The organism is Streptomyces sp. NPDC004051 (assembly GCF_053604275.1).
On record NZ_JBSGHG010000018.1, the window covers coordinates 1 to 21,968 of the forward strand.

Below are 21,968 nucleotides of genomic sequence, written 5' to 3' on the forward strand. Positions count from 1 at the left end.
CTGCCCACAGCCTGACATCCGCAAGGTCCCCACCCATGACCACACCAACGACCGATCTGGTCAGCAGTCACGCCAAACACCGTTGCAGTACTAGAGCCGGAGGGGATTGGGCAGTTCGGCCCATTCGTCCCCGGCCGCGCGGGGGGACAGCCGCATCAGCGTCAGGGCCTTGGCGGGCAGCGGTTCGCCGAGCAGGGCGGCAAGGTCCGGGGTGCGCGGCAGACCCCGTACGGCCGTCTCCAGCGCGGCCCGGAGCGCCGGGCCCGAACCCGTCGTACCGGCCAGCGCACCCGCGACCAGCGACCCGAACAGCTTGCGCCGCAGGGCGCGTTCGTCGTCCGTGACCATCCGGGCGGGCAGCTCGGGCACCGGGACGCCGTGTCGCGCCAGCCGCTCGGGGCTGATCCGCAGATCGGCCAGATCGCGGTAGACCAGCCGCACCGGCTCCCCGTCCGGCTCCAGCACCACCAGGAGGTTCTGACCGTGCGCCTCCAGCGCCACGCCCAGCTCGAGCAGCCGCAGCCCGACCGTGAGGGCGAGCCGCGCGAACCGGGCCGCCCAGGCGGAGGAGCGGGACACCTCGGTGGCCGCCAGCGCCGCCACCGGGACCACCCGCTCCCCGGCCGACACGTACTCCTGCGGCGACTCGCGCACCACGGCCGCCAGGTCGGGGGAGCCGGCCGCCGCGGCGCCCAGGGTGCGGGTGATGTGCAGCAGCCCGCCGGTCCGCGCGGCCACCGACTCCCCGAAGCCGGACAGCACCGCGGACGCGGCGACCGAGCCGAGCGAGATGTCCCGCACCGAGGACGTCAGCCGCGTACTCAACGCCGTTTTGACATGAGGGCCTTCGGGCAGGGCGAGGGTGCGCAGCGCCATCAGCGGATGCGCGGCGACCCGCCGGGCGGGGGCTTCCCGCTCCTCTTTTCCGGGTTCTCCGGGCTCTCCCCGCCTGAGCACGTGAGCCGCCTGCCACGGGTGCACGGGGATCACCATCCGCTCCCCGTCCCGCAGCCACTCCGGCCAGACCCCCGTCACCAGGCAGCCGTCGGCCGGTACCGGCACCAGCCCCAACTCCACGACCGGCCGGTGCTCGGGCCCGTACGCCAACTGCTCGGCGACCGAGAAACCGGGCCGGGAACGGCAGTTGGGATGGAACGGGTGCCCGTCGACCACCCGCTGCTCCCACTCCCAGTCCCACCGGGGCCCCGCGTCCGGGCCGTCCTCCGGCCGGTCCGCCCGGGACAGCGCCAACGAGGCGACGCTGTGCGCCAGTTCGACGGCGAAGGCCGCCGAGCGCGGTACGGCGAGCCGCGTCATCAACCGTGCCGGATCGTCGTACGCCACCTCGTCCAGGTGGACGACGGTGACGTACGCGGCGGTCGCGTACGGATCCGGTCGCGGGCCGTGCAGCCGCCGCCCGTCCGCCAGCCGCAGGGTGAGCCCGTCCCGGTGCGGCTCCCGGCCGGTGATCCACGGCAGCGGATCGTGCGCGAGGCCGCGCCACAGCCGGGTCAGCACGGCCGCGCGGGCCCCCGGCAGTGCCGTCGCGTACCGGGGCAGCAGAGCAGGCCGTACGGCGGCCAGCTCGTCGGCGATCTCGGCCTCGGCGGTGGGGGGACGGTGCACGGGCGGGCTCCTCGGGTACGAACAGCGTTGCGGGACGAACAGGCGGTCCGCGACGGACATACTGATCGTCCCCGTCCGGACAGACCGTTGGGAAACAGTGGAACGCGTGGACCCCATGCCCCCGCCCGCAGACGACGACGCGGCGACCCGCGCCCACCACACCGCCGGGCTCGCCGCCCGCGCCGACGCGTACGCGGCCGTACCGCTGCTGAACTGCCTGCTGCGCGAGGTGGCACAACCCGTGCCGGACACGGACCCGGACCCGGACCCGGACCCGGCCACGGACCCGGACCCGGCCACGGACCCGGACCCGGCCACGGACCCGGACCCGGACCCGGCCACGGACCCGGACCCGGACCCGGGCCTCAGGACGTACCGCCTGCCCGGCGTCGACGGCCTGCTGCGGGTCCGCGGCACCCGCCGTCCCGCCGCACCCGAGGTCCGCGTGGACGGCGCCTGGCACCGCGTGGACCACGCCGAACTGGTGAAACTCGTCGCGGAGGAGCTGCACCGGCACACCGGCCTGCCCAACCACGAACTGCCCGCCGAGATGACCGACAGCAGGGACGCGGTGGCCGCGCTGCTCGCGGCACGGGCCCGGACGGCCCCGCCCGTCGACCCCTACCTCCGCTCCGAACAGTCCCTGCTCACCGGCCACACCCACCACCCCGCCCCCAAGGCGCGCGGCGGCGGCCCCGCGGCGAACTGGCTGCCGTACGCACCGGAGGCGTACGCCCGCTTCCCGCTGACACTGCTCGGACTGCGCGAGGACACGGTCGTCGAGGAGGGCGACACCTCGGCCCTCGACCGGCTCGGCACCGCCCCGCCCGGCTACAGCCTGCTGCCCGCCCACCCCTGGCAGCTGGAACTGACGGCCCGGACCCTCGCCCCCGCCTTCGCCGACGGCCGTCTGCTCCGACTGGGCACGACCCCGTTCCCGACCTGGCCCACGGCCGCGGTCCGCACCGTGTACGCCCCGGCACGCGACCTGTTCCTGAAGTTCAGCCTCGACGTCCGCATCACCAACGACATCCGCCGCCTGTGGCGCCACGACCTGCTGAAGCTCCGCAGGACCGACACGGCGGTCCGCGAGGCGTTCGCCGCCTTCGACGGCCCGGCGGCCTGGCTCGGCGACCGCGGATACCGCACCGCGGACTTCGCCTTCGAGGAGCTGGCCGTGGTCGTCCGCGACGGCCTGCGCGACCACCTCCTCCCCGGCACGACCCCCCACCTCGCCGCCGCCCTGGCCGAGGAGTACGACGGCAACCCGCTCGCCGCCACCACGACCCCCGCCGCCTGGTGGGAGGCCTACCTGGCCCAGGTCGTCCCCCCGGCCCTGACCGCCTTCGCCCGGCACGGAGTCGTCGTGGAGGCACACCTGCAGAACACCGTGATCGCCGTCGACGCCGGCGGCACGCCCGCACAGGCCCTGTACCGGGACGCCGAGGGCGTGAAACTCCTGCCGGAGGTATCCAGGGAGGCGGGCTGGGAACGCCTGGTGTACTGCCTGATCGTCAACCACCTGACCGAGATCGCCGCCGCCCTCGCCGAGCACCACCCCGGCCTCGACCCCTGGCCCGCGGTACGCCGCGAACTGGCCCGCCACCCTCTCCCCGAGACCCCCGCCCTCCTCACCGCCCCCACCCTCCCCGCCAAAACCAACCTCCTCCTCCGCTGGACCAACGCCGACGGCGCCTCCGCCCGCTACCGCCCGGTCCCCAACCCGTTGACGGACACGCAACCATGACCGCCCCAGCCGATGGTGTTCCTGCGGGTGGGGTAAGAGGTCTGAACGCGGCGTCGCAGGTCGGGGACGGTGGTGCTGCCCGGCGGGCGTGAGATCGAATGGCGGTGCATCGGGCCTTGTCGGGGGCGGCCGACTGCTCGTGCGGGCGGTGTTCCGCGACCGCCCGGCGGGACGGCGGACTCGACGTGGGCGGCGCCGGGACACGCGCCCTTGCCCCCGGGGATGACACACCGTTCCAAAACCGTGAGCACTTCAGCCCCATCTGTCCTGATACCGCTCATCTGAGCGCTTGAGTGACACATGGCCGCCAACTGCTCACGCTTTTCCGCAAGGCACCCGTCTCCGGGCCCGGTTCGGCACCGCTCACGTCACACTCCACGCCCCGAGCGCAGTCAGACCGATAGTGCCGTCTTCCTCCGAGGTGAGAACGCCGTCCTGCGTGGCGGTGACGGAACGCCCCCGCCTGCGCGGGGAACACTCCAGCAGCTCGTCGAAAAGGTTGGCGAAGAGCTTCAGCTCCAATTGGTCCCGCACTACCGCTGTCGTCACGTGAAAGTTCTCCCGACATCTCAGTAGCCCACCAGCGTCAACGCCTCGATGTCGTATGGACGGAGTGACCGCCCTGTGCATTACACCTGGCGAGTCTCGGGGAGGGGGAAACACTGAGCCCCGCCAACTTGACGTCGCAGGTCAAAGGGCTGGTGTGGCGGCCTCCTGGGGTACTCGCGCCGGTCATGGGCGGGAGTCTGCGGGGTAGATCGTCCGTCAGCTTGCCGCTTAACGTCTGGTACCGAACTTGATCAGTGGACTGTGAGCGGCTTCGAGGGGTGCTGTGGATCTCGGCTCTGTGATCATCGCGGTGGCAGGTGTGGCCGGAACACTGGGGGGATCGTTGCTTACTCAACGTGTCTCTGAACGGGCAAAACGTCGGGAGATAGAGCTGGTTCGGGACCATGAAGAGGTCCGCGACAACCTCCTGCTCCGACGTACCTGCTATGTGGAGCTCAATCGGGACGCACGTCAGTTCACCACGGCGCTCAGCCAGTTCCTGCATGTCATGCAGGAACGTGGGGCCGAGGAGACCGATCGGGCAGCACTCGATGAGGCAAAAAGAGCCCACCGCGACACGTACTCCCAAGCGCAGATGATCGCCCCTGACGACGTGCTCGTATCTGCGAGTGAGGTCAACAAAGCCCTGACCAATGTATATGGCCAGGTCAAACGCCTGGAGCGAGAAGCGCCCGGCCCTGAGGAGACGATGGCCGCTGCGTTCCGGGCCCAGGCGGAGGTCTGGGGCCTGCTGCGGGCCATGAGGACTGTGATGCGCCGTGACCTCGGGGTGACCTTTGTGAGTGACGACGCGTCGGTACATCTCCCCGCCCAGTTGGCCGGTCCTCAAGGCAGGGGTTGAATCACAAGCTCAGCGGTTGACTTCGAGGTTCGTCAGGACGAGCAGAGCGCGCAGGAGTCGGGTGGCGCGGGCGGGATCGGTGCGGAGCTTGGTGAGGATCCGCCAGTTCTTGAGGTGGGCGAAGCCGTGCTCGACCGGTGCCCGTCCGATCGCGAGGACGCGGTTGGCTTCCTTCTCGCCCGGGGTGAGCTTGTGGGTGCGGCTGGCGGTGTAGCCGGTGACGATGACGGGATCGTGGATGTCGTTGTCCAGGCCACGGAAGCCGAGGTCGGCTAAGAAGCCATCTCAATTGGTGTGTGCGCCTCCGCACGTGAGAGTCAGGCTGTCCGGCCCATGCACCATGGCTTGACCGTGATGTGAGACTTGCGGCATGGACATGGGGCGTGAGTCGCGGTGGGAAAAGGACGCAATGACGGTGGAGATCGTTTTCGCCCTGGTGACTGCCCTCGCGCTGGCTGCGGCGATCTTCGCCGTTGCTCTGGCTCTCTCGCTAGCCTTTGGCATCTCTGGTGCAGCGAAGGAGGGCGTGTTGGTGGGGGGCGCACTGCTCGGAGCGACGGCCGGAATGTGGCGTCTGGTACGGGTGCTGCGTCGGTTCGACGAGCAGCGCCGAATGGGCCGCTGACTGCAGGCCCTCCCCTTGAGGTCGCTAGCCTGCCGGCGGTGGCAGGGATCGTTGAGCGGCTGGTGCCGGACGAGTTGTGGGAGCTGTTCCAGCGGGTGGTGCCGGAGGCGCCGACGCGGCCCCAGGGCGGTGGCCGACGTCGGCACGGCGACCGTGAGGTGCCGGCCGCGATCGTGTTCGTCGCGACCTCCGGCTGCACGTGGCAGCAGTTGCCCGCCGCCTCGTTCGGGCCGTCCGGGGCCACGGCGCACCGCCGGTTCACCGAGTGGGCCAAGGCCCGGGTCTGGGCCAAGCTGCACCGGCTGGTCCTGGACGAACTCGGCGCCCGCGGCGAGCTGGACTGGTCGCGGTGCGCGATCGACTCGGTGAACCTGCGGGCCCTGAAAAGGGGGACCTGACGGGTCCGAATCCTGTGGACCGGGGCACGTACGGCTCGAAGATCCATTTGATCACCGAGCGGACGGGTCGGCCCCTGTCCGTCGGCATCTCCGGCGCCAACGTCCACGACAGCCAGGCTCTGGTCCCCCTGGCCAAGGGCATCCCTCCCGTCCGCTCCCGGCGGGGCCCCCGTCGGCGCAGGCCCGGCAAGTCCATGCCGACAAGGGCTACAACTACCGCCATCTGCGGCAATGGCTGTCCCGGCGGGGCATCCGGTACCGCATCGCCCGCAGGGCATCGAGACCTTGCAGCGGCTCGGCCGACACCGGTGGACGATCGAACGCACCATGGCCTGGCTCGCCGGCTGCCTTCGGCTTCACCGCCGCTACGAGCGCAAGGCCGAGCACTTCCTGGCCTTCACCAGCATCGCCTGTACCCTCATCTGCTACCGCAGACTCGCCAAATGAGATGACTTCTAAGCTGGATCTGGAACTGGCAGCCGGAGGAGTTGCGGCCCGACCCCTCGCGCGTGCGCGGGAAACTGCGGCTGTGGCGGCAGGAGTGGAGGTCGGTCGGCGGGGAGGTCGACCGGGCGGCCGCGCTCACCATCCCCGACCTCCTCAAGTGCCTCGACCAGTGTGACGAGTCCACGAACATCGGCAAACGCGACGCGTTCATTCTCGCCCTGACCTAGTGCAACCTCCACCGTCGCGCCGAGCTGACCGACCTCCTGGTCAAACAGGTCAAGATCCTGCCCACGGGCCTGATCGTCACCACGGCGACGTCCAAGACGGACCGGCAGGCAAAGAGCGCAACGGAGTTCATCGCCAACCGCGATGACATCCGGTTCGTCGCCCGCGCCCGGGCCTGGTACGCGGTGCTCAAGGAGCTCGGCGCGGACGGTCCGACTCAGCCGGTGTCCCGGGCCCTGACGGTCACGGGCCGGCTCGCGAACCGGGCGCACGCCACCCGGCGCGGGGAGCGCATGAAGGGCGGCGCGATCAACGAACGCGTGCAGCTTCTCGCAGGCCGGGCCGGGATCCCCTACATCGGGGAAGAAGGTGCGGGCGCACAGTCTGCGGGCCGGCGCCGACACCGACATGATCGTCGCCGGGGTGCCCCTGCGGGAATGCAATCGGCGCGGCCGGTGGTCGGCGGAGTCGAACACGGCGGACACCGTTTATGACCGGCCGGTGATCGATCCGCAGGACGACCCGCTGTCCAAGGTGCCTCTCGGGGGCCACACGACAGTCCCTGAGCAGTAAACGACGAAGCCCCACCGCTCGGTTGAACGGTGGGGCTATTCGTGTACCTGCGGAGCCGACCGCGGGTACGGTTCTGGTGTCGAAGCAGAACAGGAGCCAGTATGCATGCTCTGCCGCAAGACCACACCGGTACTCGAATCGCACGTCTGCGCCGCGAACGGGGCCTGACGCAAAGGGCCCTCAGCGAACTCGCGAACATCCCGTACAGCACCCTGACGAAGGTCGAGCAGGGCGCCGCCCCCGCCTCACCCCACGTCGTGGGTGCGTGCGCCCGCGCGCTGCGAGTAGAGGTCTCCACCATCCAGGGACAGCCCTACGCGGACGAGCTGCGCGCCGACCAACTCGACGTGCTGATAAGGCCCATCCGCGAAGCCCTCGACGTGTACGACCTGGGCCCGGACCCCGACGTTCGCGCCCGCCGGCCGGAGGAACTGCACCGCGAAGCCGAACAGCTCTGCGCCGATGTGCGGGCAGGGCACATCAAGAGCGTCGCGTCGCGCGTCGCGGGCCTCATCGAAGAGGGCACGACCGCCGCGCACACTGCGCAGACCAGGGAGGGCTGGCTGACCCTGGCGAGTTTCTACCGCACGGCCTACGACGTCGCGGCAAAACTGGGCTACCCCGACCTCGCCCAGCTCTCTCTCGCCCGGCTCGACTGGGCGGCCCAGCGCGGGTCAGACGCCGTCCTCGGAGGCATGCACCACTACATGCGTGCCCTGACCTACCTGCGCGAAGGCAAGTACCACACGGGCCACCGCCTGGTGCGTCTTGGCCTGTCCACCCTGGAGCAGGCCGAGCCTGGACGTGAACGGCAGGTAGTCACCGGGCAGTTGCACCTTGGCGCCGCGGTGTTGTCCGGCCGCGCGCACAACGCGGAACAGGCGCACGTACACCTCGACGAGGCCGAGCGGATCGCGGCGGAGACCGGCGAAGCGATGGAAGTTCACTGGCTCGCTTTCGGGGAGACCAATGTGCGCGTGCACCGCGTAGCGGTTCTCTCAGAGCTGGACCAGTACGGCAAGGCCGTCGAGGAAGCGGAGAAGACCCGCATCCCGAAGGGATGGGCCAACTCCCGGACCAGTCACCACTATGCGGAGGTCGCGCGCTCATTCCTGTGGACAGGCAACCTCGACGCCTCCTTCGAGAACCTGCTCAGGGCGCGCAAGGCCGCTCCCCAGCAGGCCAAGTACCACCCGACCGTGCGCGAGACGTACGCGGGCCTTGAGGCCGCTCACCGGCGTCTCCCGAACAGCTTCCTCTCGTACGGGGCATGGCTCGGCCCCGCACCCGCACACTGATTCACAACGGGTGAAACTTTGGCCCCAACTATCCGAAAGTCCGGATAGTTGGGGCCTTTACGGTCCGCCACCATGTCGTCACTGGCCATTTCGACATGGAGCCGACCATGACGACTACCCCCCGCCCGGCACCGGGGCTCGCCCGTCGAAGCGCCTCAGACGCCGCTGAGTCCTCCCTGCCGGCCGCCGCACCAGCAGACGGCTTACCCCACGATCGCCTTCCACCCGCACCCGCCCGCCTGATCAACGACCCGATGAGCGTGTGCTTCGAGGTCTGCCCGCCCCGGGCCGGAAACGGCGTCCCCGAGGACGACGCTCGCCGTGTGGGAATGGCCCGGCGCCTGACCACCGACCGACTGCGGTACTGCGGCCTGGAGCCGCTGGTCGACGACGCCACGCTCATCGTCTCCGGGCTGGTCACCAATGCCATCCTGCACAGCGGTGGCGCACAGATCACCTTCACCATGACGGTCCGCGACGGCTTCTTGCACCTGGCCGTGCACGACGAGATGCCGGGCCGGCCGGTCGCCCGGCGCGCCGATGACACCGCCGAGCGCGGCCGGGACCTCTTCCTCGTCAACTGCCTTGCCAGCGCCCACGGCGGAGCCTGGGGTACCAGCGGCGACGGGACGACCTGGTGCAAGCTCGGCCTCTCCGGCAGCCGGCCGTGACCGCCCGCGGCACCGCCCGATGCCTCCCCCGGCCTGTGGAGCAGTGGAAGCCGCCCCTGCCCCATGACCAGCTGGCCACCGTCCTGGACAAGCTCCGCGCCTGGCGGCCGTTCGACGGGTATGCCCTCCTCGACGACGTCGCGGCCGCCCTGGACGACGTCGTACCGGCTGAAGAGGACGTCGCGGAGATCGCCGAGCGGCTGCGCGGGCACCTCATGCAGCTCGTGGACATCGCCCTCGCCGCCGAAGAAGACCAGCGGGACGTCACCTCGGCACAGCTCATCGAGCAGGCCCGCACGCTGCGCACTGAAGACCTGCCCGGAGACCACCGCAGGGCCGTCGGGCACCTGCGCCGGATGGGCTGGACCGTCAACGAACTCCTTGACCGGCTCGTCGCAACGCGCTGCCTGCGGGAGGTGGCATGACCCGCTCCCAGACGCCCACCCGTACGCCCCTGCCCCGTACGAGAGAGAACACCGTGCGCACCGAGCCGCCCCTGGTCCCCTTCGTCATCCAGCGCGAGGGGGAGGAAGCCGCTCCCGACAACCTGATGCTGTCCCCGCTCGGGAAGGGCCGCTACCGGCTGAGCTACGCCGACGAGGACCCCCGGGACCGGGACCTGCGCGGCGTGCTGTGGGCCCGCTGCGGTTTCGGCGCCGTCGACGGCCGCGGGATGCCGGCGGGTCGGCCACAGTGGCGGATGATGCACCCCCTGCGGCAGCGGGGGACGATGCAGATGATGCGCTGCCAGGTCTGCGCCGAACGCGCGCGGACCCCGCTCGGGTACATCTTCCTCGCCGGGCCGGACACCGTGGACCCCGACGACCCGGTGATCCTCACGAGCCAGCCGCCGGTGTGCGCCCAGCACGCGCGCCCTGCTGCCGAACAGTGCCCGCAGCTCACCCCCGACCCGATGGTGTTCCTGGCGCAGAGCGCGCCCCTGTACGGCGTGAACGGCGTCGGCTACGGCTACAAAGACCAGAAGATGCAGGTCGTGGAGCGACCGGCCGGACCGATCCCCTACGGCCACCCGCTTCTGCCGACCGTCCTCGCCTCCCAGATGGTGCGCCGGCTCAGCTCCTTCCGGCTTGCGGGCCTGAACGAACTGCTCCGGAACCTGGAGCGCACCGCATAGACCCCTGTCCGGTGGCCCGGCTGTCCCCCGACCTGGGCCGTCGTACAGGTCCAACTCCCGGCGCGGGGCTGACTGCCCGACTCGTGTTCCCCCACGGCAAGGTCACTGCCCCGCGCCGGGTCCATCAAGAAGCCCTACACCTCGCTGTTGACTGACGGAGGGCATTGTGCACGACACCCAGTTAAAGGAACTCGCAGGGCGGACCGTACTGGTCACCGGCGGCGCCGGGCTGATAGGCAGCCGGATCACCGGTTACCTGCGGCAGCTCGGGGCCCGTCCGATCGCCCTGTGCACGCTGGACGCCTACCCGCGGCACACCTATCGGGACCTTTTCGGCGTCGACCCCTCCGACCCGGACGTCATCGTCGGCAACATCCAGAACCCGAGCCTGGTCAAAAAGGTAGTGGCCGAGGCCGACTACGTGATCCACGCCGCCGCCCTCGCGGACGTCGCTGCCTGCACCCGCAAGCCCATGGCGGCGATCCACAACAACATCACCGGTACGCAGGTGCTCCTCGATGCGGTCGCGGCCTGCGAACGGATCCGTCGGCTGGTGTTCGTCTCCTCGGCCAGCGTCTACGGCAACGGAAACCCGGATGACTGGGCCCGCCCCTGCGATGAGTACCGGGCGGTGCGGGCGCTGCTGGAATCCGTCTACGGCCGGATGCCGCCGCAGTTCCACGAGTACGGGCCGCTGCGACCGATGTCCCTCTACGGCAACACCAAGGCGTGGGGGGAGACCCAGGCTGCTCTCACGCTGGGCGCCGTAGGCACCTCGTACACGATCGTGCGGTACTTCTCCGTCTACGGCGATCCGCAGGTGATCAAGGAGAACAGTCATTCGTGGGTGGTGGCCTGGTTCGCCACCCGCGCCGCGCTGGGGCTGCCCCTGCACCTCAACGGAGGCGGCCACCAGATCCGGGACCTGGTCCACGTCGATGACATCGCCGCCGCCACCGTGCGGGCCCTGGTCGCGCCGCGGGCCCACAACGAGACGCTCAATATCGGTACGGGAACCCCCACCAGCATCCGCAAGGTGGCGGAGCTGGTCACTGCGCGGTACCCGGGAACCCGACTGGTGGAGACACCGAGGCCGCCCGGCGACCCACTCGGCGGATACGCGGCCACCCACCGCATGGAAACGGTGCTGGGCTGGCGGCCGACGATCACCGTCGAGGAGGGGGTGGCCCGCTATGCGCGCTGGCTGGGCCGGACCCCCGCAGTGATCCCCGAATGGTTGCGGAGCGAGTCCGAAGCCGCGTCCGCCTGATCAGATGACCGGCGGCCGACCCAGCCGGGTCATCCGCCACACCGTGGACCACCGCATCGGCCGGCGGGGTGGGCACGCAGTGCGCACCCCCTCGGCGAACCCGCCGAACCAAGCCCGAAGACCTCCCGCCGACCGGGTGCGTGCCACGGTCACCACGGCCCACACGCCCAGGTAGACGGGGACGAGGGGGGCGGGAAGGTGCCTTTTGGCGAGCCAGACCCGGTTACGGGCCACCATTCGGTGAAAGACCGCGTGCCGGGTCGGCGACGTCCACGGATGTTGGAGCACCAGCTCCGGCGCGTAGAGCACCTTCCAGCCCGCATTTAGCGCCCGCCAGGCGAGATCGGTCTCCTCGTGCGCGTAGAAGAACGGCTCCGGCCACCCGCCGATCTGATCCAGCATGCGCATGGACAGCCCGTGGCCGCCCCCCAGGAACGTCGTCACCAGCCCGCCGCGCATCGGGTCCGATGCCCGCAAGCGCGGGATGTGACGGCGCTGGGTGCGGCCGAGTTCGTCGGCGATGCGGAAGCTGACAATGCCCAGCCGGTCGTCCGCCGCGTACAGGTCCGTAAGGCGGGTGAAAACGTCCGGACTGATCAGCAGGCCGTCATCGTCCAGGTCCACCACCACATCGACGTCCCCGAACTCCCGCAGCCGGGCCAGAGCAGCGTTGCGGCCGCCGGAGACCCCCAGGTTCTCCGGCAGTTCGACGCCGGTCACCCCCTCGGGCAGGGGCGGCAGCGGCGAGCCGTTGCCGACGACCACCACCCTCGCAGCGGGCGTGTCCTGCTCGGCGACCGATGCAAGAAGGTCAGCGAGCTCGGCGGGCCGCGTGCCCATGGTCAAGATGGCGACGCCTAAGCGCGGGTGGCGCACGGATGAACTCCCCGCTCCTCGACTCTGGTGCCGGTGATGCTAGCCGTCCCAGAGCCGTCCACCGACCACCTACAGGAAGGCCTCCTCCATGCCCACCCTCCGCCTCGGCGAATACCTCACCGTCCCCACCAGCAGCATGCTGGCCGGCGCCCCGTACGAGCAGCTTGAGGAGACGGAACTGGCCGACTTCCTCGCGCGCTGGGAGGACTGGCACGACCAGGCCCTGGCCCGGCTCCCCCATCGCATCCATCCCACCGCGCAGATCCACCCGACCGCGATCATCGGCGATGACGTGATCATCGGCCCCGGGGTACGCGTGTGGGAGTTCTCCACCGTCCGCGCCGGAGCCGTGCTGTGCGCTGGTGTCTCGGTCGGCTTCAACTGCGAGGTCACCCGTACGTTCCTCGGCGAGCGGACCGTCCTCGGCCACCGGATCGGCGTCAACCGCACCCTGGTCGGTGCGGATGCCCACCTGTCCGCCAACCTGACCGTCGCGGCCATCAGCATGTGGAGCCCTCACATGCGCAGCCCCGAACGAGAGATCGTCCTGCGCGCACCCGGCGGCCTGTACCGATGCGGCACACCGCAGTTCGGTGCCCTGATCGGCGACCGGGTCCAGACCGGCAACAACATCAGTCTCGGGCCCGGTCTTGCGGTCGGCCGTGACTGCCGGATCGCCAGCGGCGTCACCCTCGCCGCACGCACCATCCCCGATCACAGCGCCATCAACGCACCGCACACCGCCGACGTCCATGTCCGCCAGCGTCCCGCCCGCACGTTGCAGGAACACCAGCCCCAGCACTGACCGGCACGGCCCTGACCTTGGTAGTCCCCGCTCCAGAGCGGGGACCACCCCGTTCTCCCTCTCCTTTCGGACCACCCAGGTGTAACGTCTTGGGCGCTCACTCCGTCCATATGACATCGAGGCGTTGACGCTGGGGGCCACTGAGATGTCGGGAGAACCTTCAGGTGACGACAACGGTAGTGCGGGACCAACTGGAGATCGGGCTCTTCGCCAACCTCTTCGATGAGGAGTTGGAAGGGCCTCCGCCGCCCCCCGCCCCAGCCCAGACCGATTCTCTCGCGCACGTGTGGATCGTCGTTGCGGAGCTCAAGGTCAAGGACCGCATCGCGAAGCAAGCCGACTTCCGCGGCTCGTTCACCGCCGCGCCCGAGACCCGCGTGGATGCGCGGAACACCCCCCCCGCCTGCGCAGGGACCACTGGCCCGCACCAGCTGATCGCGTTTCACCAGCCGAACACCCCCCGCCTGCGCAGGGACCACGCTTCGTGACCTGGGGCGCCAAGAGGGCTTTGCCGTTTCTTGACTATTGGCGGGCCTCATTGACATGGGTGAATTTTGCCAGAGTCGTCCTCTGGTGTGTGGGTGTATGGGAGCTGAGTGGCTTCCTCCGGTGTGAAAGTTGCTCGGTCTGTTTCATGCCGCAAGCCGGAGGGCCGTGAAGCGATGTGAGTGGTGGACCGGCGTGGAGAACGGGCTGCTCGGGAAGGAGTGGGCTCTGCGAGCGGTCTGAGGTGGCTGTCGAGCGGGCACGGTGAGGGCGTGGATGACGGCTGCGGGTGTGGTTGCCGGCGCCATAGCGTCCGGGCGTGCGGCTGGGGTGCTCGCGTGCATGTCGGGCTTCTGTGCCTGGTCGCGAGCCACACTCCGACCGTGCGGTAGGTGTCGGAGGCAGCTATATCGGTGGGCTCCGGTGCGTCCTTAGGGTCGTCACGTCGATGGATGCCGGGACATGTGGAGGGCACACCCTCTGCGCGTCCCGGCGGCTCGGGGCGGGACGCGCCCCTTGATGGAGAGGGGCCGTATGGGGCTGGACAAAACGGTCGGCAGCGTGGGCGAGGCAGTGGCGGACATCCCCGAGGGGGCGTCGCTGGCCGTCGGCGGGTTCGGCCTGTGCGGCATACCGAGCGCGCTGATCGCCGCACTGCTGCGGCGGGAGGCGGGCGGGTTCAAGGTCGTCTCGAACAACTGCGGCGTGGACGACTGGGGGCTGGGGCTCCTGCTGCGGGCCGGCCGGATCGTGCGCATGACCAGTTCGTACGTGGGCGAGAACAAGGAGTTCGCCCGCCAGTACCTCAGCGGGGAACTGGAGGTGGAGCTGGTGCCCCAGGGCACGCTGGCGGAACGCCTGCGGGCCGGCGGGGCGGGCATCCCGGCGTTCTACACACCGGCCGGGGTCGGGACGCAGATCGGGCAGGGCGGACTGCCCTGGCGGTACGGCGCGGACGGGCAGGTCGTGGTGGCGTCGCCGCCGAAGGAGACCCGGGTCTTCGACGGGCGCGAGTACCTGCTGGAGGAGGGCATCAGGACCGATTACGCCCTGGTGCGGGCGGCCGTCGGGGACCGGCACGGCAACCTGGTGTTCCGTTCCTCGGCCCGCAACTTCAACCCGCTGGCCGCGATGGCCGGGCGCGTCACCGTAGCCGAGGTCGAGCACCTGGTGGAGCCGGGTGAACTGGACCCGGACGAGGTGCACCTGCCGGGGGTGTTCGTGCAGCGGGTGGTCCGGGTCCTCCCCGACGACCCGACCGCCACCCGGCGGATCGAACGACGGTGTGTGCGGACCGAACAGGAAGGCGGTGCCTGACATGGCGCTCACTCGCGAGCAGATGGCGGCCCGGGCGGCCCGCGAACTGGTGGACGGCACCTACGTCAACCTCGGCATCGGCCTGCCCACACTGATCCCGAACCACCTTCCGCCGGGAGTCGAGGTGGTGCTGCAGTCCGAGAACGGCATTCTCGGCGTCGGCCCCTACCCGCTCGAGGAGGAACTCGACGCGGACTTGATCAACGCGGGCAAGGAGACGGTGACCGCCTTGCCCGGGGCGTCGTTCTTCGACTCCGCGCTGTCCTTCGGAATGATCCGCGGCGAGCACATCGACGCCGCGGTGCTGGGCGCCATGCAGGTGTCGTCCTCCGGGGACCTGGCGAACTGGATGATCCCGGGGAAGATGATCAAGGGCATGGGCGGTGCCATGGACCTGGTGCACGGGGCGCGCCGGGTCATCGTGCTGATGGAGCACACCGCCAAGGACGGCAGCCCCAAGCTCGTGGAGCGATGCGGTCTGCCGCTGACCGGCACCGGGGTCGTCCAGCGCGTCATCACCGATCTCGCCGTCGTCGACGTCACGCCGGAGGGTTTCTCGCTGGCCGAACTCGCCCCCGGCGTCGGCGTCGACGAGGTGCGTGCCGCGACCGGGGCCGACCTGCGCGTTCCCGCGCGGCTGGAGACGGTGGCCGGTGTCTGAGTAGCAGATGCCACCCGGCGGCACAACCGGTTCGGGTCCCCAACGCGGCAAGCGGGCTGTGGTGCTCCCTGCCATATCGTTGCGCGTTGAACGGACCCTACGGTGCCGGGCACCGGGCCGCTCCGGCCGATCCACGCCCTTGGAGCGGCCCGGTGTCCCCACCGCACCGAGGAGCCGCCATGCAACCGTCGTCTTTCCGGGGCGCCGTCGCCCCGCTGTCCCGTCTCGTGGCCGTCGTGGTCCTCGCCCTCGCGGCCGCCCTGGTCGGTCCGGCGCCGACCGCTCGGGCCGCGGTCGGCCTGACCAAGGTCACCGATTTCGGCGCCAACCCGGGCCAGTTGAACATGTACGTCTACCGGCCCGCGTCCCTGCCCGCCGAGCCGGCTGTGGTGTTCGCGCTGCACGGCTGCAGCCAGAACGCCCAGATGTACGCCGACAACTCCGGTCTGCCCGAACTCGCCGACCGGCACGGGTTCCTGGTGGTCTTCGCCGAGACCACTTTCTCGAACCACATGAACAAGTGCTTCAACTGGTACCAGAGCACCGACATCCGCAGGGGCCAGGGCGAAGCCGCGTCGATCCGGCAGATGGCCGCGCACGCGGTCTCCGCCTACGGCGCGGACGCCGGGCGGACCTACGTCACCGGCCTGTCCGCCGGCGGCGCCATGACGTCGGTGATGCTCGCCATGTACCCGGACGTCTTCCAGGCCGGCGCGGTCGTCGCGGGTCTGCCCTACGGTTGCGCCGGCGACGTCATGGCCGCCTTGAAGTGCATGGACCCCGGAGTCGACCTGACGCCGGACCAGTGGGCGAAGCGGGTCCGCGACGCCCATCCCTCGTGGTCCGGACCCTGGCCCCGCGTGGCTGTCTGGCACGGTGACGACGACCCCACGGTCGTCCCGCTCAACGCCGACGAACTGCGCGACCAGTGGACCGCACTGCACGGCCTGTCCCAGAAGCCGACCCGCACGTCCGTGATCGGCCCGAACTCCACCCGGCACGAGGAGTACGCCGCCGCGGACGGCTCGGTGGCCGTCGAGGTGAACCGGGTCCCGAAGATCGGGCACGCCACGCCGGTCGATCCCGGCAGCGGGCCCCAGCAGTGCGGCAGCACCGGCACCGTCAACTTCCGGGCCTCCATCTGCTCCAGCCACTGGATCGCCCAGTTCTTCGGCCTGACGAAACCCTTCGAGGACGACAGGCTGCCCGCCCCGGCCGGCCTGGCCGCGACCGACGCCACCGACACCACCATCCGCCTGAGCTGGAACGCCGTCGACGGCGCCGACGACTACGTCGTCTACCGCGACGGTGACCCGGACCCGCTCGCCACGGCAGACGCCACGTCCTATACCGACACCGGCCTGACCGCGGGCTCCTCCCACACCTACGCGGTCGCCGCCCGCGACGCGGACGGGAGGACGGGACGGTTCTCCGGCGCGGTCACCGCGCGGACCACCGGCGCCACCGCCGTCTGCTGGACCGCCACCAACTACGCCCACGTCCAGGCGGGACGCGCCACGACCAGCGGCGGCCACACCTACGCCAAGGGCTCCGGACAGGACATGGGTCTGTACAACACATTCGTCACCCGCACCCTGAGGGAGGCGCCCGTCGGCCACTTCACCGTCGCGGACGGAACCTGCGGCTGACGCAGGGCGCAGGGCCGGCCACGACCGTGGACGCCTCCCCGCACCCTCCACGGTCCCGTGTCCGTCATGGTGGCGGCCCGGAAGCCGCCGCCGTGTCGGCCCCGGCACGGTCGGTCACCGACGGTGCCGACGGCCCCTCCTGTCCCGCCACCGATGGCCGCCGCGGGGCCCGGCCCGCGGAGCGCGTCACGTCACGCCTCGCCTTGTGGAGGGAGCCACCATGGAAGCAGCCCTCACTGTGTGGGTCGCATCCATAGGTGTGTTCGGGCGGCGTCCGTACTGTTTCCGGCCATGACAAGCGAATTCCCTCCTCCCACCGCCCACTCGGCGCCGCCCGGCGCCGGCGTGGACCTGACGTCCCGGACCGCTCTGGTCACCGGTGGCGGCAGCGGCATCGGCAAGGCGTGCGCCACGGCGCTGGCCGCCGCGGGTGCCACCGTGCACGTGGTCGACCGGGACGCCGATTCGGCCAAGGAGGTCGCCGCCGGGATCGGGGGCGAGGCGCACGTCGTCGACCTGGCCGACCCGGCCGCGATCGAGACACTGCCGACCGAGGTCGACATCCTGGTCAACAACGCCGGCCTGCAGCACGTGGCACCCCTGACCGAGTTCCCGCCGGAGCGGTTCGCCCTCATCCAGCAGGTGATGGTCACCGCCCCGTTCCTGCTGATGCGCCGCAGCCTGCCGCACATGTACGCGCAGGGCTGGGGCCGGCTGATCAACATCTCCAGCGTCCACGGACTGCGGGCCAGCGCCTACAAGTCCGCCTACGTGACCGCCAAACACGCGCTGGAGGGCCTGAGCAAGGTGGCCGCGCTCGAGGGCGCCGCCCACGGCGTGACCAGCAACTGCGTCAACCCCGGCTACGTCCGCACCCCCCTGGTCGAGAACCAGATCCGCGACCAGGCCGCCGCACACGGGATCAGCCCCGACGACGTCCTGACCGATGTGCTGCTGACCCGCTCACCCGTCAAACGCCTGCTGGAGGCGGAGGAGGTCGCCGCGGCCGCGCTGTGGCTGTGCGCCGACCACAGCAGCTACATCACCGGAACCTCGCTGCCCCTCGACGGCGGCTGGGGAGCCGGCTGACCCGCCGCCCCGCACCCGAGACCGCCCCCCACGCCCGTCCCCGCACCCACACCTCACCCGAGAATCGGTGAAGCCATGTCCGAGACCACAACCGCCAAGCCGGGCGAGCCCCGCTCCGGCGGCATCGCCCGCATCGTCGGGGCGAGCCTGATCGGCACCACCGTCGAGTGGTACGACTTCTTCCTCTACGGCTCCGCCGCCGCGCTGGTGTTCAACACCCTCTTCTTCCCCAGCAGCGACCCGCTGGTGGGCACGCTGCTCGCCTTCATGACCTACGCGATCGGGTTCCTGGCCCGGCCGATCGGCGGCATGGTCTTCGGGCACTACGGCGACAAGATCGGCCGTAAGAAGCTGCTCGTGCTCAGCCTGCTGATGATGGGCGGCGCCACCTTCGCCATGGGTCTGCTGCCCACCTACGGCAGCATCGGCGTCGGCGCCCCGATCCTGCTCACCGTCCTGCGCCTGATCCAGGGCTTCGCCCTGGGCGGCGAATGGGGCGGCGCCGTGCTGATCGTCTCCGAGCACGGGGGCGACAAGCACCGCGGTTTCTGGGCCTCCTGGCCGCAGTGCGGCGTCCCCGCCGGCAACCTGCTGGCCACCGCCGTTCTCGCGGTGCTGGCCTCGGTCCAGTCCGAAGCGGCGTTCCAGTCCTGGGGCTGGCGCATCCCCTTCCTGCTCTCCGGCGTCCTGGTCCTGATCGGACTGTGGATCCGCGTCTCGGTGTCCGAATCCCCCGTCTTCCTCGCCGCCCAGGCCAAGGCCGACGCGGCCGCCGCCCAGGGGGCCAAGGAACAGCCGCCCGTCGTCGAGGTCTTCCGCCGCAGCTGGCGCGAGGTGCTCGGGGCCATCGGCGTCCGCTTCGGCGAGAACATCTCCTACTACATCGTGACCTCCTTCCTGCTGGTCTACGTCACCACCCATCTGGACCTGCCGAAGAGCACCGCGCTGAACGCCGTCCTGATCGCCTCGGCGGTGCACTTCGTCACCATCCCGCTGTGGGGAGCACTCTCCGACCGCATCGGCCGCAGGCCCGTGACGCTGATCGGCGCGGTCGGCATGGCCGGCTGGGCGTTCGCCTTCTTCTCCCTGGTCGACACGGAGTCCTTCACCGTGATCACCCTCTCGGTCACCGTGGGCATGCTGCTCCACGGCGCCATGTACGGACCGCAGGCCGCCTTCATCTCCGAGATGTTCGACACCAAGGTCCGCTACTCCGGGGCCTCCGTGGGCTCGCAGCTCGCCTCGATCCTCGCCGGCGCCCTCGCCCCGATCATTGCCGTCGAGCTCCTCAGGCGCTTCGGTTCCTCGACGCCCATCGCCCTCTACCTCGCGGCCGCCTCGGTGGTCACCGCCGTCACGGTCCTCGTCATCAAGGAGACCCGCGGCCGTGACCTGACCGTCTCGATCGCGGACGAGCCGTCGGAGCGGCAGCGGCAGGAGGCGTCGCTCACCGGTACCGACCGGGCCTAGAAGTCCGAAGGCCCGGAGGCCGCCGTGTCGCGGTCCGCCCCGTGCAGGAGGAGACGGGCGGACCGCGGCATGCCCGTCCGCAGAGACCGCGCCCCCGAGGGGGCTACCACAGCCCATCCGCGCACCAGCCGAGCAGCTGGAGGGAGGACCGCCCCATGCCCCCCACGCCCCCCATGTCCCCCGTGACCGTGGGCAGCGACCCCTCCCGCACGGCGACGGCGGCACTCCGGCAACTGCTCGACCTGCTCGCCGCCGACGCACCCGTCGAACGCCTGGCCCAGCCCGCGGCCCGGGCCCGCGCGGCCGGAGCCGACCCGGGCGAGCAGGCCGTCATCGACGAGGCCACCCGGACCGCACTGGACATCCACCGGGCCCTGACCCAGAGCCGGCGCCGGGAGGCCGAGCTCGCCGCCCTCTTCGACACCGCGAGCGACCTGGCCGCACTGCGCGACCTGGACGCCGTACTGCGGGCCATCGTGCACCGGGCCAGAACCCTGCTGGGCACCGACACCGCGTACATGACCCTGAACGACCCCACGGCCGACGACACGTTCATGCGGGTGACCGCCGGCTCGGTCTCCGCGAAGTTCCAGCAGCTGCGCCTCGCCATGGGGGAAGGGCTCGGTGGTCTGGTCGCGCAGACCGCCCGCCCCTACGCGAGCCCCGACTACCGCACCGACCGCCGTTTCAAGCACACCGGAACCATCGACGAGGGAGTCGACGAGGAGGGCCTGCGCGGCATCCTCGGCGTGCCCCTGCGCGTCGGCCGGCGGGTGATCGGCGTCCTGTTCGCCGGAGACCGCGCGCCGCGCGACTTCACCCCCGAGGCCATCGCCCTGCTCTCCTCCCTGGCCGACCACGCCGCCGTGGCCATCGACGGCGCGCGCCTGCTGGAGGAGACCCGCTCCGCGCTGGTCGAACTGAACGCCGCCAACGAAACGGCCCGGGCCCACAGCGAGGACCTGCACCGCGCGGCCGACGCCCACGACCTGCTCACCGACCTGGTCCTCAGGGGCGGCGACGTCGACGACGTCACCCGTGAGATCGCCGCCCTCCTCGGCGGCGGCCTGGCCGTGCACGACGCGGACGGCACCGAACTCGCCCGCCTGGGCACCGGCCCGGTCCGCCCGCCCGAGCGGGGCATCGAAGCCTCCCGCCGAGGCGGCCGGGCCGTCCCCGTCGGCGGCAACTGGGTGTGCGCCGTCCTGGCCGGCCCGGAACTCCTCGGCAGCCTGGTGCTCACCGGCCGGGCCGACCTCACCGACGCCGACCGGCGCCTGTTCGAACGGGCCGGCATGGTCACCGCCCTCCTGCTGCTGCTGCGCCGGTCCGTGGCCGAGGCCGAGGACCGGGTGCGCGGCGAACTCCTCGACGACCTGCTCACCACCCAGCCCCCCGGGAGCCACCGCAACACCGGCAGCCTGACGCTGCGTGCCAGGAAACTGGACATCAACCTCGCCCAGCCGCACGCGGTACTCGTCCTCAACTGCGACCCGGACCTGCGCTCACGCCTGCTGATCGAGGCGGCGCGCCGTGCCCGCACGCTCGGCGGCCTGGCCGGCACCCGCAACGGGCACACCGTCCTGCTCGCCCCCACCCCGACCCCGGGCCCCCTCGCCCAGGAACTCGCCCAGAGCCTCTCCCAGGGCCTGGGCACCCCCATCACCGTCGGAGCGGCCGGTCCCGCCACGGGCCCCGAACACCTCCCCGGCACCTACGACGAGGCACGCCGCTGCCTGGAAGCCCTCGAAGCACTCGGCCGCACCGGCACCGGCGCCGGACTGGCCGACCTCGGCTTCCTCGGGGTGCTCCTCGGCGACCGGGCGGACATCCACGGATACGTGGAGCGGGTCCTGGGCCCCGTCCTCGCCTACGACGCCCAGCGCGGCACCGAACTCGCCCGCACCCTCGGCGCCTACTACGACCACGGCGCCAGTCTCGCCAGGGCCAAGGACGCCCTGCACGTCCACGTCAACACCGTGGTCCAGCGCCTCGACCGGGTCGCCCAGCTCCTCGGCCCCGACTGGAACACGCCCGGCAGGGCCCTGGAGATCCAGGTCGCCCTGAGCCTGCACCACCTCGCCCGGAACCAGGATCCCGGCCACCGAGCTGGATTCGACGATCGGCGTCGTGAGTCCAACACCGAACCGAAACAAGGGAGTTGAGAGCCCCGAAGGGCTCCGTGTGTC

The 21,968-nt window shown here is 70.9% G+C and carries 20 protein-coding genes and 2 pseudogenes; 18 read left to right on the top strand and 4 right to left on the bottom strand.

Annotated elements, in window-relative coordinates; genetic code table 11:
* Positions 1-90: 90 nt before the first annotated feature.
* Positions 91-1,626, bottom strand: coding sequence for an IucA/IucC family protein (locus ACWEQO_RS19610; RefSeq protein WP_452984610.1), 1,536 nt, complete (start codon positions 1,624-1,626; stop codon positions 91-93).
* A gap of 115 nt (positions 1,627-1,741) precedes the next feature.
* Here ACWEQO_RS19610 and ACWEQO_RS19615 point away from each other — a divergent pair, with 115 nt between their 5' ends.
* Positions 1,742-3,373, top strand: a complete 1,632-nt coding sequence (locus ACWEQO_RS19615; RefSeq protein WP_452984690.1) for an IucA/IucC family protein — start codon at positions 1,742-1,744, stop codon at positions 3,371-3,373.
* Positions 3,374-3,736: 363 nt separating this feature from the next.
* On the opposite strand, the gene ACWEQO_RS19620 is transcribed toward ACWEQO_RS19615, so the two are convergent.
* A complete protein-coding gene (locus ACWEQO_RS19620) occupies positions 3,737-3,922 on the bottom strand; it encodes a hypothetical protein (protein ID WP_452984612.1) in 186 nt (61 codons plus the stop codon).
* A gap of 298 nt (positions 3,923-4,220) precedes the next feature.
* Here ACWEQO_RS19620 and ACWEQO_RS19625 point away from each other — a divergent pair, with 298 nt between their 5' ends.
* Positions 4,221-4,784: a hypothetical protein gene (locus tag ACWEQO_RS19625; protein WP_361455615.1), complete on the top strand. Its 564-nt coding sequence runs from the start codon at positions 4,221-4,223 to the stop codon at positions 4,782-4,784.
* 9 nt (positions 4,785-4,793) lie between these two features.
* Here the strand turns inward: ACWEQO_RS19625 and ACWEQO_RS19630 are convergent.
* Positions 4,794-5,051, bottom strand: a pseudogene (locus ACWEQO_RS19630) (transposase family protein); the annotation flags it as partial.
* Positions 5,052-5,154: 103 nt separating this feature from the next.
* On the opposite strand from ACWEQO_RS19630, the gene ACWEQO_RS19635 reads away from it, so the two are divergent.
* The 8 genes and pseudogenes from ACWEQO_RS19635 (at position 5,155) to ACWEQO_RS19670 (ending at position 11,426) form a co-directional block, all read left to right on the top strand.
* Positions 5,155-5,409 (top strand): DUF6332 family protein, encoded by a 255-nt coding sequence (locus ACWEQO_RS19635; RefSeq protein ID WP_361455618.1) that lies wholly within the window; start codon positions 5,155-5,157, stop codon positions 5,407-5,409.
* A 38-nt stretch (positions 5,410-5,447) separates the two neighbouring features.
* A pseudogene (locus ACWEQO_RS19640) lies at positions 5,448-6,254 on the top strand (IS5 family transposase).
* Between the two features lie 62 nt (positions 6,255-6,316).
* Complete coding sequence (locus ACWEQO_RS19645; protein ID WP_361455621.1) at positions 6,317-6,481, top strand: hypothetical protein; 165 nt, start codon at positions 6,317-6,319, stop codon at positions 6,479-6,481.
* A 672-nt stretch (positions 6,482-7,153) separates the two neighbouring features.
* Positions 7,154-8,350 (top strand): helix-turn-helix domain-containing protein, encoded by a 1,197-nt coding sequence (locus ACWEQO_RS19650; RefSeq protein ID WP_361455624.1) that lies wholly within the window; start codon positions 7,154-7,156, stop codon positions 8,348-8,350.
* A 254-nt stretch (positions 8,351-8,604) separates the two neighbouring features.
* Positions 8,605-9,021: an ATP-binding protein gene (locus ACWEQO_RS19655; protein ID WP_361455626.1), complete on the top strand. Its 417-nt coding sequence runs from the start codon at positions 8,605-8,607 to the stop codon at positions 9,019-9,021.
* Between the two features lie 35 nt (positions 9,022-9,056).
* The gene (locus ACWEQO_RS19660) at positions 9,057-9,446 is read left to right on the top strand and encodes a DUF6415 family natural product biosynthesis protein (protein ID WP_361455629.1); all 390 of its coding nucleotides are present in this window, start codon (positions 9,057-9,059) and stop codon (positions 9,444-9,446) included.
* Positions 9,443-10,156: a hypothetical protein gene (locus ACWEQO_RS19665; protein ID WP_361455632.1), complete on the top strand. Its 714-nt coding sequence runs from the start codon at positions 9,443-9,445 to the stop codon at positions 10,154-10,156. Before ACWEQO_RS19660 ends, ACWEQO_RS19665 begins: the two co-directional genes overlap by 4 nt.
* A gap of 166 nt (positions 10,157-10,322) precedes the next feature.
* Positions 10,323-11,426, top strand: a complete 1,104-nt coding sequence (locus ACWEQO_RS19670; protein WP_452984616.1) for an NAD-dependent epimerase/dehydratase family protein — start codon at positions 10,323-10,325, stop codon at positions 11,424-11,426.
* Here ACWEQO_RS19670 and ACWEQO_RS19675 read toward each other — a convergent pair whose 3' ends face one another.
* Entirely contained in the window at positions 11,427-12,302 is an 876-nt protein-coding gene (locus ACWEQO_RS19675; protein WP_361455638.1) for a glycosyltransferase family 2 protein, read from the bottom strand.
* Positions 12,303-12,390: 88 nt separating this feature from the next.
* Here ACWEQO_RS19675 and ACWEQO_RS19680 point away from each other — a divergent pair, with 88 nt between their 5' ends.
* The 8 genes from ACWEQO_RS19680 to ACWEQO_RS19715 all read left to right on the top strand — a co-directional run bounded on the left by ACWEQO_RS19680 (position 12,391) and on the right by ACWEQO_RS19715 (position 21,944).
* Positions 12,391-13,107: a transferase gene (locus ACWEQO_RS19680; protein ID WP_452984618.1), complete on the top strand. Its 717-nt coding sequence runs from the start codon at positions 12,391-12,393 to the stop codon at positions 13,105-13,107.
* 164 nt (positions 13,108-13,271) lie between these two features.
* Positions 13,272-13,595 carry a hypothetical protein gene (locus tag ACWEQO_RS19685; protein WP_452984620.1) on the top strand — a complete coding sequence of 108 codons (324 nt, stop codon included), beginning with the start codon at positions 13,272-13,274 and terminating at the stop codon, positions 13,593-13,595.
* Positions 13,596-14,127: 532 nt separating this feature from the next.
* Positions 14,128-14,910, top strand: coding sequence for a CoA transferase subunit A (locus ACWEQO_RS19690; RefSeq protein WP_361455647.1), 783 nt, complete (start codon positions 14,128-14,130; stop codon positions 14,908-14,910).
* A gap of 1 nt (position 14,911) precedes the next feature.
* Positions 14,912-15,571, top strand: coding sequence for a CoA transferase subunit B (locus ACWEQO_RS19695; RefSeq protein WP_361455650.1), 660 nt, complete (start codon positions 14,912-14,914; stop codon positions 15,569-15,571).
* A gap of 179 nt (positions 15,572-15,750) precedes the next feature.
* Entirely contained in the window at positions 15,751-17,220 is a 1,470-nt protein-coding gene (locus ACWEQO_RS19700) for an extracellular catalytic domain type 1 short-chain-length polyhydroxyalkanoate depolymerase (RefSeq protein WP_452984623.1), read from the top strand.
* Positions 17,221-17,511: 291 nt separating this feature from the next.
* Positions 17,512-18,309 carry a 3-hydroxybutyrate dehydrogenase gene (locus ACWEQO_RS19705; protein WP_361455656.1) on the top strand — a complete coding sequence of 266 codons (798 nt, stop codon included), beginning with the start codon at positions 17,512-17,514 and terminating at the stop codon, positions 18,307-18,309.
* A gap of 75 nt (positions 18,310-18,384) precedes the next feature.
* Entirely contained in the window at positions 18,385-19,779 is a 1,395-nt protein-coding gene (locus ACWEQO_RS19710; protein ID WP_452984624.1) for an MFS transporter, read from the top strand.
* Positions 19,780-19,952: 173 nt separating this feature from the next.
* Positions 19,953-21,944 (top strand): GAF domain-containing protein, encoded by a 1,992-nt coding sequence (locus ACWEQO_RS19715; RefSeq protein ID WP_452984691.1) that lies wholly within the window; start codon positions 19,953-19,955, stop codon positions 21,942-21,944.
* The last annotated feature ends 24 nt before the right edge of the window (positions 21,945-21,968 follow it).

Bases quoted from the DNA above. Each gene is read 5' to 3' on its own strand.
- ACWEQO_RS19615 (WP_452984690.1), top strand. From the start codon at position 1,742: ATGCCCCCGCCCGCAGACGACGACGCGGCGACCCGCGCCCACCACACC.
- ACWEQO_RS19635 (WP_361455618.1), top strand. From the start codon at position 5,155: ATGGACATGGGGCGTGAGTCGCGGTGGGAAAAGGACGCAATGACGGTG.
- ACWEQO_RS19650 (WP_361455624.1), top strand. From the start codon at position 7,154: ATGCATGCTCTGCCGCAAGACCACACCGGTACTCGAATCGCACGTCTG.
- ACWEQO_RS19655 (WP_361455626.1), top strand. From the start codon at position 8,605: ATGAGCGTGTGCTTCGAGGTCTGCCCGCCCCGGGCCGGAAACGGCGTC.
- ACWEQO_RS19665 (WP_361455632.1), top strand. From the start codon at position 9,443: ATGACCCGCTCCCAGACGCCCACCCGTACGCCCCTGCCCCGTACGAGA.
- ACWEQO_RS19680 (WP_452984618.1), top strand. From the start codon at position 12,391: ATGCCCACCCTCCGCCTCGGCGAATACCTCACCGTCCCCACCAGCAGC.
- ACWEQO_RS19690 (WP_361455647.1), top strand. From the start codon at position 14,128: ATGGGGCTGGACAAAACGGTCGGCAGCGTGGGCGAGGCAGTGGCGGAC.
- ACWEQO_RS19695 (WP_361455650.1), top strand. From the start codon at position 14,912: ATGGCGCTCACTCGCGAGCAGATGGCGGCCCGGGCGGCCCGCGAACTG.
- ACWEQO_RS19700 (WP_452984623.1), top strand. From the start codon at position 15,751: ATGCAACCGTCGTCTTTCCGGGGCGCCGTCGCCCCGCTGTCCCGTCTC.
- ACWEQO_RS19705 (WP_361455656.1), top strand. From the start codon at position 17,512: ATGACAAGCGAATTCCCTCCTCCCACCGCCCACTCGGCGCCGCCCGGC.
- ACWEQO_RS19710 (WP_452984624.1), top strand. From the start codon at position 18,385: ATGTCCGAGACCACAACCGCCAAGCCGGGCGAGCCCCGCTCCGGCGGC.
- ACWEQO_RS19715 (WP_452984691.1), top strand. From the start codon at position 19,953: ATGTCCCCCGTGACCGTGGGCAGCGACCCCTCCCGCACGGCGACGGCG.